Below are 15601 nucleotides of genomic sequence, written 5' to 3'. Positions count from 1 at the left end.
TGGCTGGCAGACTGATGGCTGTGGGTGCGGCGTCGTGAACCAGATCGTCATCCTCGACGACACGGCCACAGCACCCGCCGGCGACGATTCGGTGCAGTCGCGTTCGAGACGGCTGCTGGTGGCCCTGGCGGTGGCTGCGCTGGTGGCTGCGGTTGGCTCTTGGTCGTGGTCGACGCTTCGGCCGCAGCCCCAGTTCGTGCCGCCCGAGGCCATCGTCTTGCAGGAGGTCGACGGTGTTCTGTACATCCGTCAGCCCGACGGCAGCTTCATCGACGTGGCGCTGCCCGGCGATCCGCTGTACACCTTCGACGACCAGGGGGCCCTGTTCGAGGCGGACGAGGGCTGGCTGATCCCGATTCGCTCTCGCGGCGATGTCTCGCTGGTTCTGGCGCCCTACGACGGATCGAGCGCGCGATCGGTTCTGCAACTCGACCCTCCGATCGGTTCGGCCCGTGACTCAGGCGGCTATCACCTGGGCGACGGTTTCTTCGCGGTACATCGTTCGCAGCAGGTCGAGGTCTATGACCTCTCGCTCGACCTGCAACACGAAGTCGATCTGGTAGGTAGCTTCGACGGCTTTGCGGGCGACGGCCAACTCATTCTCGAATCACTTCCCGACGGCGTTACCATCGTCAGGCGAACCTTCGGCGGACAAGAGGTGGTCAGGGCCAGGCTGTCGTCGGAGGTCTTGTTCGCTGGCGGTTCGGTAGCTTGGGTCGCACAGTCAGACGAAGGCGGCGACGCCGCCCGAACGCTGTTTCACGCCGATGCCGAAGGCACGGTCGACGAGGTGATGAACCTGGGTGCCGGTGACAGCGCTTCGCAACACATCGTTCAGCTGGTGGGCGCCGACTCGTTGTTGATCGCTTCGGTCAACCAAATCGCTGTGGGGGTCGAGCAGGTTCAGTGGTGGACGCCAGGCGGAGGACTGGTTGCACTGACCGATGTCGGGTCCATCTTGGCGGCCCCTACCCCTGACGGCATGGCGCTGGTCACGTTCGGGGACGACGAGCTCCGGCTGGTCGAACTGACCAGTGACGGCCGCCGGTCGGCCTTCACGGTCGAACAATCGCCGATCGAGCCGAGCCTCGCTCAGCTGGTCGCGTTCGAGGGTCAGACAGGGCTGCTGATGTTCTTGGCCGACGAGCTGGGTCGCCAGGAACTGGCTTACTTCACCGGGTTCGGCGAAGACGAGCGGCTGATCCCGTTGGAGGGAACACCCGCCTGGGTGTTCGACACCACCATCGTCGTGCAGGAAGGGCGCGACGAACTCGGCCCAACCGCAGGGGTATGGCCAGACCTCGTCGCCGTCGATGTCGAAACCGGCGAGCGCACCACGCTTGTCACCGATGTGTCGTGGCAGTACGTCGCCGCAGCTGGTGAGGGTGTGTACTTCCGCTATGGCGCCGAGAGTGGTCTTTCCGGCACCTGGAGGGTCGGGCTCGAGGGCAGCCAGCCCATTCAGGTGAGCGACAGCGGCACCCCTGCGTGGTCGAACAACTTCGCCGGCGCTGTTCTGCCCCAGGTGACCTTCGTCGGCTGACCGCAGTTCTGCTAGAACCGGCGCATGGAATCGCTGAGACAGCAGTGGCGCGACGGCAAATCGACCCTGGGCGGGTGGCTCTCGTCCGAGAGCTCGGCGGTGGCCGAGGCGATGGCCCTGGCCGGGTTCGACTATGTATGCGTAGACATGCAGCACGGTGTCAGCGACTACACGTCGGCCGTGCGCCAGATTCAAGCCATCCTGGCCGTCGATGCAACGCCCATAGTGCGCGTCCCGTGGAACGACCCTGGCATCATCGGCAAGATGCTCGATGCCGGCGCGCTTGGCGTCATCGTGCCCATGGTCAACTCGGTCGCCGAGGCCCGGGCCGTGGTCGCCGCCTGTCGTTATGCGCCCAACGGCTCTCGCAGCTTCGGGCCCGTGCTGGCTGCGCCTCGCGTAGCGGGCAACTACATGCAGTGGGCACAGGACAACATCGCAGTCATCCCCATGATCGAGACCGCCCAGGCGGTCGACGACCTCGACGCCATCCTCGACGTCGAAGGCATCGACGCCGTATATGTCGGGCCATCCGATCTGTCGTTGACCTATGGCCTGCCGCCCGTGAACAACGACGGCAACCCCCAGTTCGATGCCGCTCTGGCCAAGATCGTCGAGGCCTGCGACAAGCGAGGAATCGTTGCTGGCATGCACTCGAACGGCGGTCTGATCCAAAGGCGGCTCGCAGCCGGCTTCCGCATGCTCACCGTCGCCAGCGACCTGGGGGCCATGGGCGTGGGCTTCAAGGTCGAGATGGGCAAGGCGATGGCCACAGCCGACCCCGACGGCGAATCCTCCAAGACCGGCTACTGACGGCGGCGGCTCACAGCACCTTCCACTGGGTCAGGGCGTGCACGGCGATTGTCTCGTCTTGGAAGAACTCTGACACCACAAAGCGATCGCGTCCCCTCGAGCGGGTGACCCGACTCTCGATGACAAACGTCGGCCCCATGATGGGCTCGAAGTAGTCGATGCGCATGTTGGTGGTGGCGAGGTATCGATGGGCCATCGTGGGGTCGGTGCGTTCGGGGCCCGAGCGCACAGTGTGCAGCCCTATCAGATCGATGTAGGTGCCCGTGAAGCCGCCGAACAACTGCTGGCGGTTGTTGCGAACGTGGTCGGGCAGCTTGGCCAAGACCTTCAGGTAGCCGACCTGTTCGTCCAGCACGTCCCAATCCCAGGCCTGCAGGAAGTCACCGGCCGAATGGCCGCGTCCCATCAACTTGCCAGGTTCGGGAATCAGGTACGGGCGCGGTTCGGGTTCTGGGACTGGCGGTCTGGACATCGAGGCGTTCTATCAGGTGAAGGCGATGATGCCGCCAACCAGAGCAGCTCCGAGGAGGCCGGCGACCAGGTCGATGCGACTCAGCCGATGCCGATCGCTGGGAGGACGTCGAACTCCGCCACGCGATGCCAGGGTGCGTCCCATCTCGCGGGCCCGCCTGAAGGTGCTGACGACCAGTGCCACTCCCAGGTCGACGCCGGTGTCGACATAGGGCTGGTTGGGGTCTTGAGGCCGCAGCCTTCGGGCTGCCAGCAGGGTGCGCATCTCGTCGGCCACCAACGGAACCGAACGCACGGCCATGGTTATCACCGTCGAGATCTCGTCCACAGGCACACCCAAGCGGCGCAGTGGCCTCAACAGGCGGTCGAGAGCGGCGGCGAGGTCGTCGAGCTTGGTGGTCCAGCCGATCAACAGGGCCATGGCCGTCATCATCCAAGCAAACGCGAGGAACCGTGCGAGGTCGGCGACGCCGCCAACACCCACGCCGTATACGGCTGGTTCGTCGTTGCTGAGCAGCGCCAGGAAGAACGAGATTCCGACCGCGATCAACAACACCTTGGGCGGCTTGGGAACCACGCCCCTGGGCAGCCGGGCCAGCAGGAAGGTGGCCAGAACCACCAGCCATCCGATGCCGATGGCGGTCCACGAGATACTGAATGCGATGGCCGACCCCACGATGGGCACCCACAGGATCTTGGTGCCCGCCCACATGCGATGGATGGGGGAGTCGCCCGGCAGGTGTCTCATCACCCGCCCAGATGATGCCCCGCTCATGTGAGACGCTCCGTCTTGGCGATGCGGCCCCCGGCCAGCTCAATTCGCTGGGCCAGCAGGTCGTCTGCCCAGTCGGGCTCGTGTGAAACGACCACCACCGCAGCACGCTGGGCCAGCAGGTGATGGATGATGCTTCGAAGACGGTCGCGGCCTTCGGGGTCGAGACCTGCCAGTGGCTCGTCGAGCAGCACCACCTCTGGTCGGCGAGCCAGGATGCCGGCCAGCAGCACGCGCCTTTGCTCACCGCCGCTGAGGTGGTCGATCTTGCGGTCGCCAATCGATATCGGATCGAGGCCCACGGTGCGCAGTTCGTAGGCGACATCGTCGGCGCCCGACATCGACTGCACCTCTTCGTCGACCTCGTCGTTCAGCAGCTGCAACCTGGCGTGCTGGAACGCCAGGGCTATCCGCAGATCGGGGCCCTCGAGGGGTTGACCATCGATGAGCACCTGTCCCGAACTGGGTCTGTACAGACCGGCCAGCGTCCAGGCCAGCGTCGTCTTGCCCGAGCCGTTTCCGCCGGTGATCAGCGTCAACTCGCCCTTGCGCAAGCGCAGGTCGATGCCGTGCAACGCTGGCACCGCCCAGGGCGATCCCGAGTCGTGAACAACCGACACGTTCTGAGCCTCGAGCACCACGTCCGCCGGACCCCGCGCATCGGGAGCGATGATCATCGTCGAAGCCGGGCTGCCCATGGTGACGACGTCGTCGGCGGAGCTGGCGTCGAGCTCGAGGTGGGTAGTGGCGAGAACCGCTGTACCCGTGTCGGCTACCGAGCGCAGCAGATCCATCACCTGGGCCCGGCCTTGGGGGTCGAGCATCGAAGTGGCCTCGTCGCACAACAACAGGCGTGGCTCGCGCGCCAGGGCGGAGGCGATGGCCAGCCGCTGAAGCTCTCCGCCCGACAACGTGGCGGTGCTGCGGTCGGCCAATGGTGCCAGCCCCACCTGGGCGAGCCGTCTGGTCAGATCGTCCTCGGATACGCCGCACCACCTCAACTCGTCGGCCACCGTCAGCGCCAGCACCTGCGAGTCGGGTCGCTGACCCACCAGTGCCACCCCGCCCCGCTGGCCCAACCCGACAGGGCTGAACGGCGGCTCCGCAGCGATGTTCGAGTTGCCCAAACCGGCGAGGGCGTCGAGCAGGGTGCTCTTGCCGACTCCGTTCGGGCCGCGCAATACCGCCAGGCGGCCCGGTTCGAGGTCGAGAGACACCTGGGTCAGCGTCACGGCGTCGCGCCTGACCGAGGCCTCGGACAGGTGTACCGGCAGTGGGTCGCCGACAGCCCCGACCGGGCTCGAGTGGGCCTCTCCCAACGCACTGTCGACGCGCTCGAGAACCGGTTCTGAGATTCGGACCGTGAACCAGGCGTACACGATCGAGACGACGCCCTGGATCAGCGGTGTCGCGGCCCACCACCATTCGATCGACCACTCGACAACGTCGACAAGACCCTCGCCCACCGGGTCGAGCCTGACCCACGACAGCACCCGCGAAGCGCCCTCGCTGACGTTGCGCGCGTTTTCGAAGTTCAGCTCGCGCGCTCGCGAGAAGATCAGCAGATAGACGATGGTTCCGGCCGACACGACCGGCGTGCACACCGCAGTGGTGAACAGCACGGTCCGCCAACGGGGCCAGTGCCGACGCAGCCGCGACCCGACGGTGCCACCGAACAATGCGGCGGCACCGAGCTGGCTGATCGGGCCGATGCCGCCGAGGATCGCTCCCAGCATCACCGCCGCCGAACCCGCCATCACCACGGTGCGGGTGCGTCTGCGTACGGCCAGAACGACGATGACCACGGTGGACAGAAGCTGGAAGAACGTGCCGAACGCCAGCAGCCGTCCGATGGCGGCCGAGGTGAACACCAACGCCGCGACCGCTGCTGCGTCTGCGACCTCTCCTGGTGTCGAGCTGGCCCGCGCCGGGCTCACCTCGGTTCGACGTTTCAGCACCCGGCGCATGATAGGCACGGTCGGCACCGCTGCGATGAGCATGAGGTGGACGATGTGTTCAGTTTTGGCAGACTGAATCCATGCCGATGCGGACGAACTGCCATCACTACGAGAGTCGCACCTACCCCAACGGCGACACCGTTCGGAAGTGCAACCTCGACCTGGCGCCCGAAGCACCATGGCGTTGCCCAGACGACTGCCCCAAGTACGAACCTCGTCAGCTCGACGTGGGCTGGGTTCACGGTTCGCTGGCCGTCAACAGCTTTGCAGACGAGCCTCCCGGCCTGGGCGAGGACGACTCGATAGCGGCCCTGCTGGACGAAGCCGAGGAGATCGTCAACTCTGTCGGGCCGCAGATTTTGGCCGAGGTCGAGGCCGAGCAACGAGCCAAGTCCGGAAAGCAGCGCAAGCTGTCCAAGAAGGCTCGCGCTGCGATGCGTAAGCGCAAGAAGAAGCGCTGAGGCAGGCTCGAAAATCTCGAACCTGGCCGAATTTCCACTACGGAGATAGTGCATATTGCCGGTATGCTCCGACGCTGACTTATCAACCCCTTGCGTCGAGGCTTTCGTCAATGTCGATTCCCGAAGTCACACACGCCGGCGAACCTGCTTGGCTCTCCGAGTTGAGATCGAAGGCCCAGCTGGCTGCCTCACAGGCAGGCCTGCCGACCGCCGCAGAAGAAGAGTGGCGCTACAGCCCCATCGACGAGATCGACATCTCGGCCTATTCGCCTGTGGCGGCGCCCAGCGAACCGAAGAGTTCCCAGTTCATCGGCGACGATGCGGTTTCTGATGCTGCGGTACTGATCGACACCGTCGACGGCCACGTCGTATCCGTGGACGTACGACGCGAGGCTGGCGTCCAGGTCGTCCAGGCCGCGAAATCGGCCGATGCCGTCCCGGTAGGTGGCGTGTACGACGGCGAACTCGACGTGTTCGCCCAGCTCAATCTCGCGCTGGCCCCCGATCCTTTGGTCATCCGGATCGCTCGTGGCGCGGTCATCGATGGCCCCATCGTCGTCAGGCACCACATCAGCGCTGACGGAGCCCTCATCGCACCACGCACCACGGTCGTTGCAGGCGAAGATTGCGAGGTAACGGTCATCGAGGTCGTCACCTCCGACGAGGTCAAGGCGCTGGTCTTGCCCGTTACCGAGCTGGCCCTGTCCCAAGCGGCCAGGGTCAAGTACCTGGTGGTCCAGAACCTCGCCCCTTCGGTCTGGCAGATCGCGTCACAGGTCTCCACCATCGAGGCCGACGGCCTTCTCGCCACCAACGCTGTGGCGCTCGGCGGTGCCTACGCAAGGCTGCGCACCGACACCCGAATGGTCGGGCGCGGCGCCGAAGGTGACATCACAGCGGTCTATCTGGGTGAAGGCGACCAGTCGCTGGACTTCCGCACCTTCCAGACCCACGTGGCTCCACACACTCGATCCAATCTCGAGTTCAGGGGTGCTGTCGACGACAACTCCCGTTCGATTTACACCGGCCTGATCCGCATCGAAAAAGACGCCAGGGCGGTCGAGGCGTTCCAGACCAACCGCACCATCAAGCTGTCCGAAACCGCGTGGGCAGAGTCGGTGCCCAATCTCGAGATCGAGAACAACGACGTCAAGTGCAGCCACGCCAGCGCGGTGGGCCCGATCGACGCCGAGCAGCAGTTCTACCTCGAGAGTCGCGGCGTCCCGACCGCCATAGCCGAGCGCCTCGTGGTGCAGGGCTTCTTCTCCGACATCGTGGCTCGCACACCCCACGCCGGAATCGGCTCGGTGGTTGACTCTCTGATCGCTTCCAGGCTCCAGAACGAGGTGGCGTCATGACCCGCAAGCTGCGTCTGTGCGCTCTGGAAGCCCTCGTGGAAGGGCAGGCCACTCGTATCGATATCGAGGGTCATCGCATCGCCGTGGCCATGGTCGACGGCCAGGTCTTCGCCATCGGCGACCGGTGCAGCCACGCGAACTTCTCGCTTGCGGAAGGCTATTTGTCCGTCGATGGCTGCTCGCTCGAGTGCCCCAAGCACGGCAGCAGCTTCTCGCTGACGACGGGCCAGCCCGATTCGCTTCCGGCCATCAAGCCGGTGCCGGTGTACGACGTCAGCGTCGAGGGAGACGACGTGGTAGTCGTCTTGCCCGGCGGGGAAGGGTGAGGTTGACCATGACCACTCTGAAGGTCCAGGGGCTGCATGCGTCCGTTGGCGGGACCGAGATTCTGCGAGGTGTCGACCTCGAGGTGTCGTCGGGCGAGGTCCATGTGATCATGGGGCCCAACGGAGCCGGCAAGTCGACCCTGTCCAACGTCATCATGGGCCGGCCCGGTTATGAGGTCACCGCCGGTTCGGTCACCCTCGACGGCACAGACATGCTTGCGCTCGAGCCGTGGCAACGCGCCCGTGCCGGACTGTTCCTGGCCATGCAGTACCCCACAGAGGTGCCAGGGGTGTCCGTCGAGTCGGTGATGCTCGAGGCCTTCGCCGCGTCGGGACGCTCATCGGCCGGCGTCGCCGAGGCGCTTCGGGCCGAGGCCGAGCGCATCGGGTTCGACGAGAGGTTCCTCGACCGAGCCCTCAACGTCGACTTGTCTGGCGGCGAAAAAAAGCGCAACGAGACCATGCAGTTGGGTGTCCTCAAGCCCAAGATCGCCATCCTGGACGAGCTCGACTCGGGTCTCGATGTCGATGCGTTGAGGGCTTGCTCGGCGCGTGTCGAGCAGATGACCAACGAGGACTCGCTCGGTGTGCTGGCGATCACCCACTACAACCGGCTCTTGCACGAGCTGAGAGCCGACCGGATCCACATCCTGGTCAAGGGACGCATCGTCGAGTCGGGCGGACCCGAACTGGCCGAGGTGCTCGAGACCGACGGCTACGCCCGCTTCACTCCAGCCGAGTCGGTTGCGAGCGCGCAGCCGAGCGCTGCAGAAGACCCCTTCGCCGATCCGTTTGCATAGACGCCAAAACGACTGCTGCCCCGACCCCGATGTCGGGGTTGGGGCAGCTGCCGGCTGGTTCAGGGCCAGGCCCGCCCTGGGGGCGGTTTGTCTATCCAGCCCTGAAGGGCTGGACGATCGTGTTCCGGGTCATCCCGGCACAACTCAGATCGAGTCGTAGGCAGTGTCGATGAGCGGGTAGCCAGAGGAGCTTCCGCCTCCGACCAACTCGGCCTCGTCACGGTTGGTTTCGGTTTCGGTCTCGCTCGCCAGGTCGATTACCTGGTTGCCGTCGGCAATCGAGGTGTCGAGGTTGCTGAGCGCAGACAGGATCGAGGTCGTCTGGTTGCCCAGAACCTCGCGAAGCCTGCGGACCTCCTCGTCGACGGCCTTGCGCTTGGCTGCGGCATGAGCCTCGGCCTCGGCCTCTGCCCTGCGGATCATCTCCTGGCTGCGGAGTCGGGCATCAGCGATCAGCTGATCCTGCTCGGCCCGGATCTGCTCGAGCTCGCGGGCAGCCATCGAGCGGGCGGCGGCCAGCTGTTCGTTGGTCTGCTCGAGCTCGGTGCGGCGCTGGCGTACCTGCTCTGAAAGCTCGGTCTTGCGGCTTTCGAGGTCGGCGATCAGTCGCTCGAGTTCAGCAGTGGCCTGGCGGCTGGTCGCCAGAGCGGCCTCGCGAGCTTCGGCCTTGGCACGAATCACCGTCTGGTCGGCGTTGCGCTGTGCGTCCTCGACGATGGTGGTGGCTTCGACCTGGGCGTTCTGGCGCGCTTCGGTGGCGGCCTGTTCGGCCTGGGCCAGTGCCAGGTCGGCCTTGCGGCGCATGCCCTCGGCCATCTCCTCGGCCTCCGACACGATGCGGTTGGAGCGTGCGGTGGCAACCGTGCGGATGTTGGTGGCTTCCGATTCGGCCTCGGCGATGATTCGCGCGGCGTGCTCCTTGGCCGCGACGATGACGCGGTCCTCGGCTTCCTTGATGGCCTCTTTGGCCTGAGCCAGCTTGGTGCGAGCCTGAAGCTTGATCTCGTCAGCGTCGTTCGACGCCATCGTGCGAATCTCGGCAGCTTCGCGGTTGGCGCTCTGGTGAATCTGCTCGGCGGCCGCTTCGGCGCGCCGAACGACGTCGTTGGCGTCGTGCTCGGCCTGGTCTCGAATCGACTGGGCCTCCATGCGGGCGCCGGTGACCAGCTGTGATGCCTCGGCGCGCAGGTGCTCTGCATGGGCAGACACCTGGCGGGCGTTCTCGGTGCGCTTGTCGGCCTCGGCGCTTACCTCCGCGGCGCGACGCTTGCCCTCGGCGAGGATCTTCTTGGCGTGGTTTCGGGCCTCGCCAAGCGCCTTCTCGGCTGTCTCGCGAGCCACCTGCAGCGTGCGGGCCGCTTCTGCGGTTGCGTCGGGGCCATGCCCGGCGTTGCGGAGCTGCTGCTGGGCTGCGGCCGCCTTGGTCTGGGCCTCGGCCAGCTGGCGCTGAAGCCCGTGCAAGTACTGGTCGACGGCGATCGGATCGTACCCCTTGCGCCTCTCCGGGAAGATCGGCACTGAGGCCATCGGATTGTCTGTCATGGCTTGATACCCCTGTAACTGGAACCTGAACCTTGGCTAAGGCGTCGACCGGCGCCAGCGGGGCTTAAGCGTCGGGTCAGCGGGAGTTCCGCGCGCACCTCACCCGGCGGTGTCCTTGGTGCCCTATACGCTGTCTGCGATGGTGAAGAGCAACTCGAAGGGCCAGCGTGCGCCGCGCCGCGCGCACCGGCGCGGTCAATCCCTATGAGGAAGCTGCTCTACCGGCTCTATCGCCGCTGGTTCCAGCTGCGCCCACCCCGCATAACGATTGGTGTTCGAGCGTTGGTGGTGGACGAGGCAGGGCGTGTGTGTCTGGTACGCCACACCTATCGCGACGGCTGGTTCCTGCCGGGCGGTGGCGTCAAGGTGGGTGAGTCGCTGGTCGACGCCATGAGTCGCGAGCTGTTCGAAGAGACCGGCATCGTCCTACCCGAGTCTCCCCGCCGTGTTCTGGGCGTCTACTCGAGCTTCGCCGAACACAAGAGCGACCACATAGTGGTGTTCGTCCTCGACGAGTGGCAGACGTCGGCGAGCCGCAGCCCCGAGATCGCCGAGGTGGCGTTCTTCCCACCGGACGCTTTGCCCGATGGCACCTCGGCCGCGACCTCGCGGCGCATCAAGGAGTACGTGACCGGGGTTCCACCCGGCCACCGATGGTGAATCCGCTCAGTCGGGATTGTTGTCAACGGCCTGGGCCAGCGTGTTCCAGGCCAGGGTTGCGCACTTGATCCGCACCGGGAACTTCACCACACCGCGCAGGGCCTCCAGGTCGCCCAGCTTCACCTCGGGAACCTCGGCCAGTTCTGCCTCGGACCCGTCGAGTTCTTGTTCGTGGATCGACATCATGGCCTTGAAGGCCTTGGTGACGTCGGCGACCTGGTCCAGTGTCTTTCCCTTGACCGCAGTCGACATCATCGACGCAGAAGCCTGGCTTATCGAGCACCCCTGACCTCCGATGGCCACGTCGGTGATCACCTCGTTGCCCGTTTCGTCGGTGTCGACCTGCAGGTACACGACGATCTCGTCCCCACACAGTGGGTTGAACCCCTCGGCCCGACGAGCAGGCGGCGACTCGAGCTCACCGCGGTTACGGGGTGAGCGATAGTGGTCGAGGATGATCTCGCGGTACAGGTCTTCGAGTCCGGGCATTTGTGCTCCTGGCCGTGGCTGTCAGAAGGCGGGTCAGAAAGCGAAGAAGTCCCTGGCCTCGGCCAAGGCGTCGACCAGCGCGTCGACGTCGCTCTCGTCGTTGTACAGGTACAGCGAGGCTCGCGACGTCGCGTTGACGCCGAGAACCCGCATCAGTGGTTTCGCACAATGATGCCCCGCACGAACACAGATTCCGTGCTGATCGAGTACCTGCGAAACATCGTGAGGGTGTGCGCCGGCCAGGTCGAGCGACAACACACCGCCGCGGCTTGCGGGTTCGGATGGGCCGTGGATGACCAGCTCGTCGCCGAATCGCTGTTGGAGGGCGCGCATCGCGTATCCGGTGAGGCTCACCTCGTGAGCCCGGATGCGATCCATGCCTATGTCGCTGAGATAGTCGACGGCGGCACCCAGGCCGATGATCTCGGCGATGGGCGGAGTACCAGCCTCGAACTTGTGGGGGACGGTGTTGGCGGTGAAGCCGTCTTTGCGCACGTCGAGGATCATCTCGCCTCCACCCAGGAACGGTGGCATGGCGTCGAGGATCTCAGATCGACCCCACAGGCAGCCGATTCCGGTGGGGCCGAGCATCTTGTGACCGGTGAACGCGAACAGGTCGCATCCAAGCTCGGCGACATCGGTGGGAAGGTGGGGTACGTACTGGGCGCCGTCGACCAGAACCACGGCCCCGGCAGCGTGGGCGGCGTCGGTGATGCGTCGGATGGGGTTGATGGTGCCCAGCACATTGCTCATCGCAGTGAAGCTGACCATCGAAACGCCGTCCAGAAGGCGGTCGAGGTCGGTCAGGTCCAGCTGTCCGTCAGAGGTGATCGGTATCCAGCGGATCTCGAAGCCCTTCTCGGCGGCCATGATCTGCCAGGGCACGATGTTGGCGTGGTGCTCCATCTCGGTGATCAAGATTGCGTCGCCGGGTCCCAGGTTGGCTCCACCCCACGAGCGTGCAACCAGGTTCATGGCCTCTGTGACGTTCTTGGTGAAGATGATCTCGTCGCTGGATGGTGCCCCGATGAAGCGTGCAACCTTGTTGCGTGCCGACTCCATCATGTCGGTGGCCTCGGCAGCCATCGTGTAGGCGCCGCGATGGACGTTCGCGTTCGAGAACTCGTAGTAGCGGTCCATCGCGTCGAGCACCTGGCGCGGCTTCTGGGAAGAAGCGGCCGAGTCCAGAAACACCAGTCTCGAGTCGTTGATTCGCCGCGACAGGATGGGGAAGTCGGCCTTTATGGCGGCGATATCGAGGTCGTGGGTCACCTCCACGACTCGTATCCCTCGGCCTCGAGTCGCTGGGCCAGTTCCATTCCGCCCGAGGCCACGATTCGTCCGTCGATCATTATGTGAACGTGATCGGGCTGAAGCTCGTCGAGCAACCGCTGGTAGTGGGTGATCAGCACCACGCCCATCTCGGGACGGTCGGCCCTGACCTCTCGCACACCTCGCGCCACTATGCGCAGGGCGTCGATGTCGAGGCCGCTGTCGGTCTCGTCGAGGATGGCCAGGTCTGGTTCGAGGATCGCCATCTGGAGGATCTCGTTGCGCTTCTTCTCGCCGCCCGAGAAGCCCTCGTTCAGATAGCGGTCTGCGAAGGCGGGGTCCATGTCGAGGCGTTCCATCCACTCCATGATCGACAGGCGAAGTTCGAGCACAGACAGGTCGGTGCCCGACCGTGCAGAGGCGGCCTGGCGCAAGAAGTTGATGACGCTGACCCCGGGTATCTCCTGGGGGTACTGGAACGCCAGGAACATGCCGGCCTTGGCTCGGACGTCTGGGTCCCAGTCGGTGATGTCGTCACCCTTGAGCCGGATCGCACCGCCGCCCACTTCGTACTCGGGTGACCCGAGCAGTGCAGAGGCCAGGGTCGACTTGCCCGAACCGTTGGGGCCCATCACGGCGTGGACCTCGCCAGGGCCTACGACCAGGTCGAAGCCCTTGACGATTGCGGGGCCATCCGATCCGTCCTCGGTGGCGACTCGGACGTGGAGGTCTTCGATCTCGAACAGCGGCTGAGACATGGCTACGCAGTCTAGAAGTCGGTCGAGCGATTATCACTATGCGGATAGGGGAAATTCGGAGTCGATGTCACCTCGCCGCGACCGACTGGTCGGTGAATCCCTCGGTGTGAATCAGGTCGGGCCGTGCTCCCAGGCCCTTGGCGGCCTTCTCGCAGTCGGTGACGAACTCGGGGCTGCCGGCGATGAACACGCTCGTGCCACCCAGGGTCGTGAAGATGTCGCCCAGCACGGCTGGGATTCGGCCCTTCAGACCTTCGGTTGGTTCGGGCCCGGTGTAGGTCACGACACTCTTGAAGTTGGGATGCACCGACGACCACCACTCGAACAGCCCGGCCGCGAGCATGTCGTCCGCGCTTCGAGCCGAAAAGACCAGCGTGACCGGATGCGGGAAGCCCCGGCGCAGCGCAGCGTCGGTGAGGGCCAGAATCGGCGCCAGCCCCGAACCGGCTGCTAGGCACACGACCGGTGTCTCGGTCGAGGGATCGCCGATGAAGGTCCCGAAGGGTCCAGAGGCGATCAGGTGTGAGCCCACCTGTGCGTGCTCGTGTATCCAGCCGCTGGTCACGCCGCCTTCGATGCGCGTAATCAGCAGGCTGATCTCGCCGTCGGGTCTGGGTGCATTCGCGATCGAGTAGCAGCGTTCAGCTGTGGGGTCGTCGCTGGGGCTGATGGTCAGGTACTGACCTGGCCAGTAGCGCAGCGGTCCCCCTTCGGTCGGCCGGATGCGCAGTTCGACGATGGTCGGCGTGCGCTGGATGCGGTCTGTCACCACATACGGCACGTCGAGCCGTGGCGGGAACAGCTTCGGCAGAGCGTCCTCGGTGCCATAGTCGATTTCCAGTTCTTCCGAGAGCGGCGTCGCCATGCACATCAGGCCGAATCCGGCCTCGCGTTCGGCGCTCGAAAGGGCCATCGACAGCACCATGCCCTGGTCGAACTCGCCGCAAAGCACCTTGGTCTTACATTCGCCGCAAGCTCCGGCGCGGCAGTTGTTGTCCAGTGCGTAGCCGGCTCTTTCCAGGGCGGCCAATACCGTCTCGCCCGGCTTGGCCTCTACCCGCTGCCCCGACGGTTGGAGAATTATCTCCGACATTGTTCTCCCTACTGACTATTGGGCTGAATATTGGGCTGGTCAGTGACTGGAGCGCCATCGCGCCACGAGGGCTCCTCTGGTTCGGGCGAGGAGCCCTCGTGTGCGAACAGCGCAGACTGCGGGTCAAAAGACGGGGATGATGTCTTCCATCTCGATGTCGCTGATCTCCTCACCGGAGATCCCGACCTCGGGGATGGCGGGGAAGGGGATGTCATAGCGGTCGAGTACACCCTTCAGGTTGAGGATGGCCTCGCGCCAGTTGTCCTTCTTGGTCTCGTAGTCGGGGATGTAGAAGCCCGCACCGCGTGCCACAGCTTCGCCGGCGCGCTGAACCTCGATGAAGTCGTCTGGCAGGTCCCAGAAGTCTTCCGGCGGCTCGAACAGCACCGCCGACAAGAACAGGTACCCCGCTCTGATCTGCTTGGTGATGAGCGAGCGATCTTCGACGGCCAGCTTGGGGTAGTCGCGCTGCATCAACGACATGCAGATGGCCATGTGCCTGCCCTCGTCGCGACCGATGTTCTTGAAGGCCTCCTGGAAGACCTTCTCGGTTGCGCCCGAGGCCATCTGGTGGAAGATGGTGGCGGCTGCGATTTCGCCCATCAGGAAGCTCGAGAACAGCACGGCCAGGCTGTACTTCGGCACCGCCTGCTTGTAGCCATCCCAATAGCGTGAGCCGTTGTAGTAGAGCCACCTGGCATTGCGCTGCAGCTTCTTGCCCAGCTCGGTCTTGGGTTCGTAGGTCAGTGGGTCGGGGTGTTCCAGCAGCGTCGTGATGGCCAGGCCACACATCTGCTCGTGGTTCTGCTCGTCGCGTGTCACAGAGAAGAAGCAGCGGCGAACAGGGTCTTCCTCGTGGTCTTCGTAGGTCTTGATCAGCGCCGCGGCGAACACGGGTGGCGCCGAAGCATCGAACACACTCAGCAGCGTCCACCAGTAGGCGATGGCCTCGCGCTGCTCCCAGGTGTACTTGGAAGCGTCGAACTCGGACCAGCTGAGCGATGCCGGGTCCCAGTTCTCGCGCAGTGCGGCGGCGTAGATCTCCTCCATCTTGTCCGTCTCGCGAACCCACGACAGGGGAAAGACGTTGTGTGGGTTGTCGATGGGAGGAGGTTCCTGCGAACGGGTGTTGTCGGCGATGGTCATCTGTGTTCCCCCTTGGTGGTGTCGGAATATCGTTTGAATCTTGATTATCAAAAGTCAAACTACTGAAGTGCGGCGGTGGTGTCAACGGGGTGTTGAGGCAGATGTCACTTCGCAGCTGGGAACCGCCGAGCCGGTCGCG

Annotated in this window: 16 protein-coding genes; 7 read left to right on the top strand and 9 right to left on the bottom strand. The window is 64.9% G+C overall.

What is annotated here, in order from left to right; translation table 11 throughout:
- The first annotated feature begins 34 nt into the window (after positions 1-34).
- Together R2770_08455 and R2770_08450 are read left to right on the top strand one after the other, a co-directional pair.
- Positions 35-1543, top strand: a complete 1509-nt coding sequence (locus R2770_08455) for a hypothetical protein (GenBank protein ID MEZ5280493.1) — start codon at positions 35-37, stop codon at positions 1541-1543.
- A 24-nt stretch (positions 1544-1567) separates the two neighbouring features.
- Positions 1568-2356 carry an aldolase/citrate lyase family protein gene (locus R2770_08450; protein ID MEZ5280492.1) on the top strand — a complete coding sequence of 263 codons (789 nt, stop codon included), beginning with the start codon at positions 1568-1570 and terminating at the stop codon, positions 2354-2356.
- A gap of 10 nt (positions 2357-2366) precedes the next feature.
- Here the strand turns inward: R2770_08450 and R2770_08445 are convergent, their stop codons facing one another.
- Genes R2770_08445 through R2770_08435 form a run of 3 tightly spaced genes read right to left on the bottom strand, consistent with a single transcriptional unit; the run spans position 2367 to position 5557 of the window.
- A complete protein-coding gene (locus R2770_08445) occupies positions 2367-2828 on the bottom strand; it encodes a hotdog domain-containing protein (protein MEZ5280491.1) in 462 nt (153 codons plus the stop codon).
- Between the two features lie 12 nt (positions 2829-2840).
- Positions 2841-3602, bottom strand: coding sequence for an energy-coupling factor transporter transmembrane protein EcfT (locus R2770_08440; GenBank protein ID MEZ5280490.1), 762 nt, complete (start codon positions 3600-3602; stop codon positions 2841-2843).
- The gene (locus R2770_08435) at positions 3599-5557 is read right to left on the bottom strand and encodes an ATP-binding cassette domain-containing protein (GenBank protein MEZ5280489.1); all 1959 of its coding nucleotides are present in this window, start codon (positions 5555-5557) and stop codon (positions 3599-3601) included. Before R2770_08435 ends, R2770_08440 begins: the two co-directional genes overlap by 4 nt.
- Before the next feature lie 80 nt (positions 5558-5637).
- Between R2770_08435 and R2770_08430 the strand changes: the two genes are divergently transcribed.
- From R2770_08430 to sufC (R2770_08415), 4 genes are all read left to right on the top strand, one after another.
- The gene (locus R2770_08430; GenBank protein ID MEZ5280488.1) at positions 5638-6018 is read left to right on the top strand and encodes a hypothetical protein; all 381 of its coding nucleotides are present in this window, start codon (positions 5638-5640) and stop codon (positions 6016-6018) included.
- A 110-nt stretch (positions 6019-6128) separates the two neighbouring features.
- Entirely contained in the window at positions 6129-7376 is a 1248-nt protein-coding gene (locus tag R2770_08425) for a SufD family Fe-S cluster assembly protein (GenBank protein ID MEZ5280487.1), read from the top strand.
- Positions 7373-7702: a non-heme iron oxygenase ferredoxin subunit gene (locus tag R2770_08420; protein ID MEZ5280486.1), complete on the top strand. Its 330-nt coding sequence runs from the start codon at positions 7373-7375 to the stop codon at positions 7700-7702. The genes R2770_08425 and R2770_08420 overlap by 4 nt, the downstream gene beginning before the upstream one ends.
- 8 nt (positions 7703-7710) lie before the next feature.
- Complete coding sequence (gene sufC, locus R2770_08415) at positions 7711-8502, top strand: Fe-S cluster assembly ATPase SufC (GenBank protein ID MEZ5280485.1); 792 nt, start codon at positions 7711-7713, stop codon at positions 8500-8502.
- Between the two features lie 144 nt (positions 8503-8646).
- Here the strand turns inward: sufC (R2770_08415) and R2770_08410 are convergent, their stop codons facing one another.
- Positions 8647-10044 (bottom strand): hypothetical protein, encoded by a 1398-nt coding sequence (locus tag R2770_08410; protein MEZ5280484.1) that lies wholly within the window; start codon positions 10042-10044, stop codon positions 8647-8649.
- 204 nt (positions 10045-10248) lie between these two features.
- Between R2770_08410 and R2770_08405 the strand changes: the two genes are divergently transcribed.
- Positions 10249-10704 (top strand): NUDIX domain-containing protein, encoded by a 456-nt coding sequence (locus R2770_08405; protein ID MEZ5280483.1) that lies wholly within the window; start codon positions 10249-10251, stop codon positions 10702-10704.
- Positions 10705-10710: 6 nt separating this feature from the next.
- On the opposite strand, the gene R2770_08400 is transcribed toward R2770_08405, so the two are convergent.
- The 5 genes from R2770_08400 to R2770_08380 form a co-directional block, all read right to left on the bottom strand.
- Complete coding sequence (locus R2770_08400; GenBank protein MEZ5280482.1) at positions 10711-11193, bottom strand: SUF system NifU family Fe-S cluster assembly protein; 483 nt, start codon at positions 11191-11193, stop codon at positions 10711-10713.
- A 33-nt stretch (positions 11194-11226) separates the two neighbouring features.
- A complete protein-coding gene (locus tag R2770_08395; GenBank protein MEZ5280481.1) occupies positions 11227-12465 on the bottom strand; it encodes a SufS family cysteine desulfurase in 1239 nt (412 codons plus the stop codon).
- Positions 12462-13223: a Fe-S cluster assembly ATPase SufC gene (gene sufC, locus R2770_08390; protein ID MEZ5280480.1), complete on the bottom strand. Its 762-nt coding sequence runs from the start codon at positions 13221-13223 to the stop codon at positions 12462-12464. The genes R2770_08395 and sufC (R2770_08390) overlap by 4 nt, the downstream gene beginning before the upstream one ends.
- Positions 13224-13290: 67 nt before the next feature.
- Positions 13291-14316 carry a 2Fe-2S iron-sulfur cluster-binding protein gene (locus R2770_08385; protein MEZ5280479.1) on the bottom strand — a complete coding sequence of 342 codons (1026 nt, stop codon included), beginning with the start codon at positions 14314-14316 and terminating at the stop codon, positions 13291-13293.
- A gap of 123 nt (positions 14317-14439) precedes the next feature.
- Positions 14440-15462, bottom strand: a complete 1023-nt coding sequence (locus tag R2770_08380; protein MEZ5280478.1) for a hypothetical protein — start codon at positions 15460-15462, stop codon at positions 14440-14442.
- Positions 15463-15601: the final 139 nt, after the last annotated feature.

The sequence above is a fragment of the Acidimicrobiales bacterium genome (genome assembly GCA_041394185.1).
Classification (GTDB): domain Bacteria; phylum Actinomycetota; class Acidimicrobiia; order Acidimicrobiales; family Poriferisodalaceae; genus JAAETH01.
This window is presented reverse-complemented; position numbering and strand designations above follow the sequence as displayed.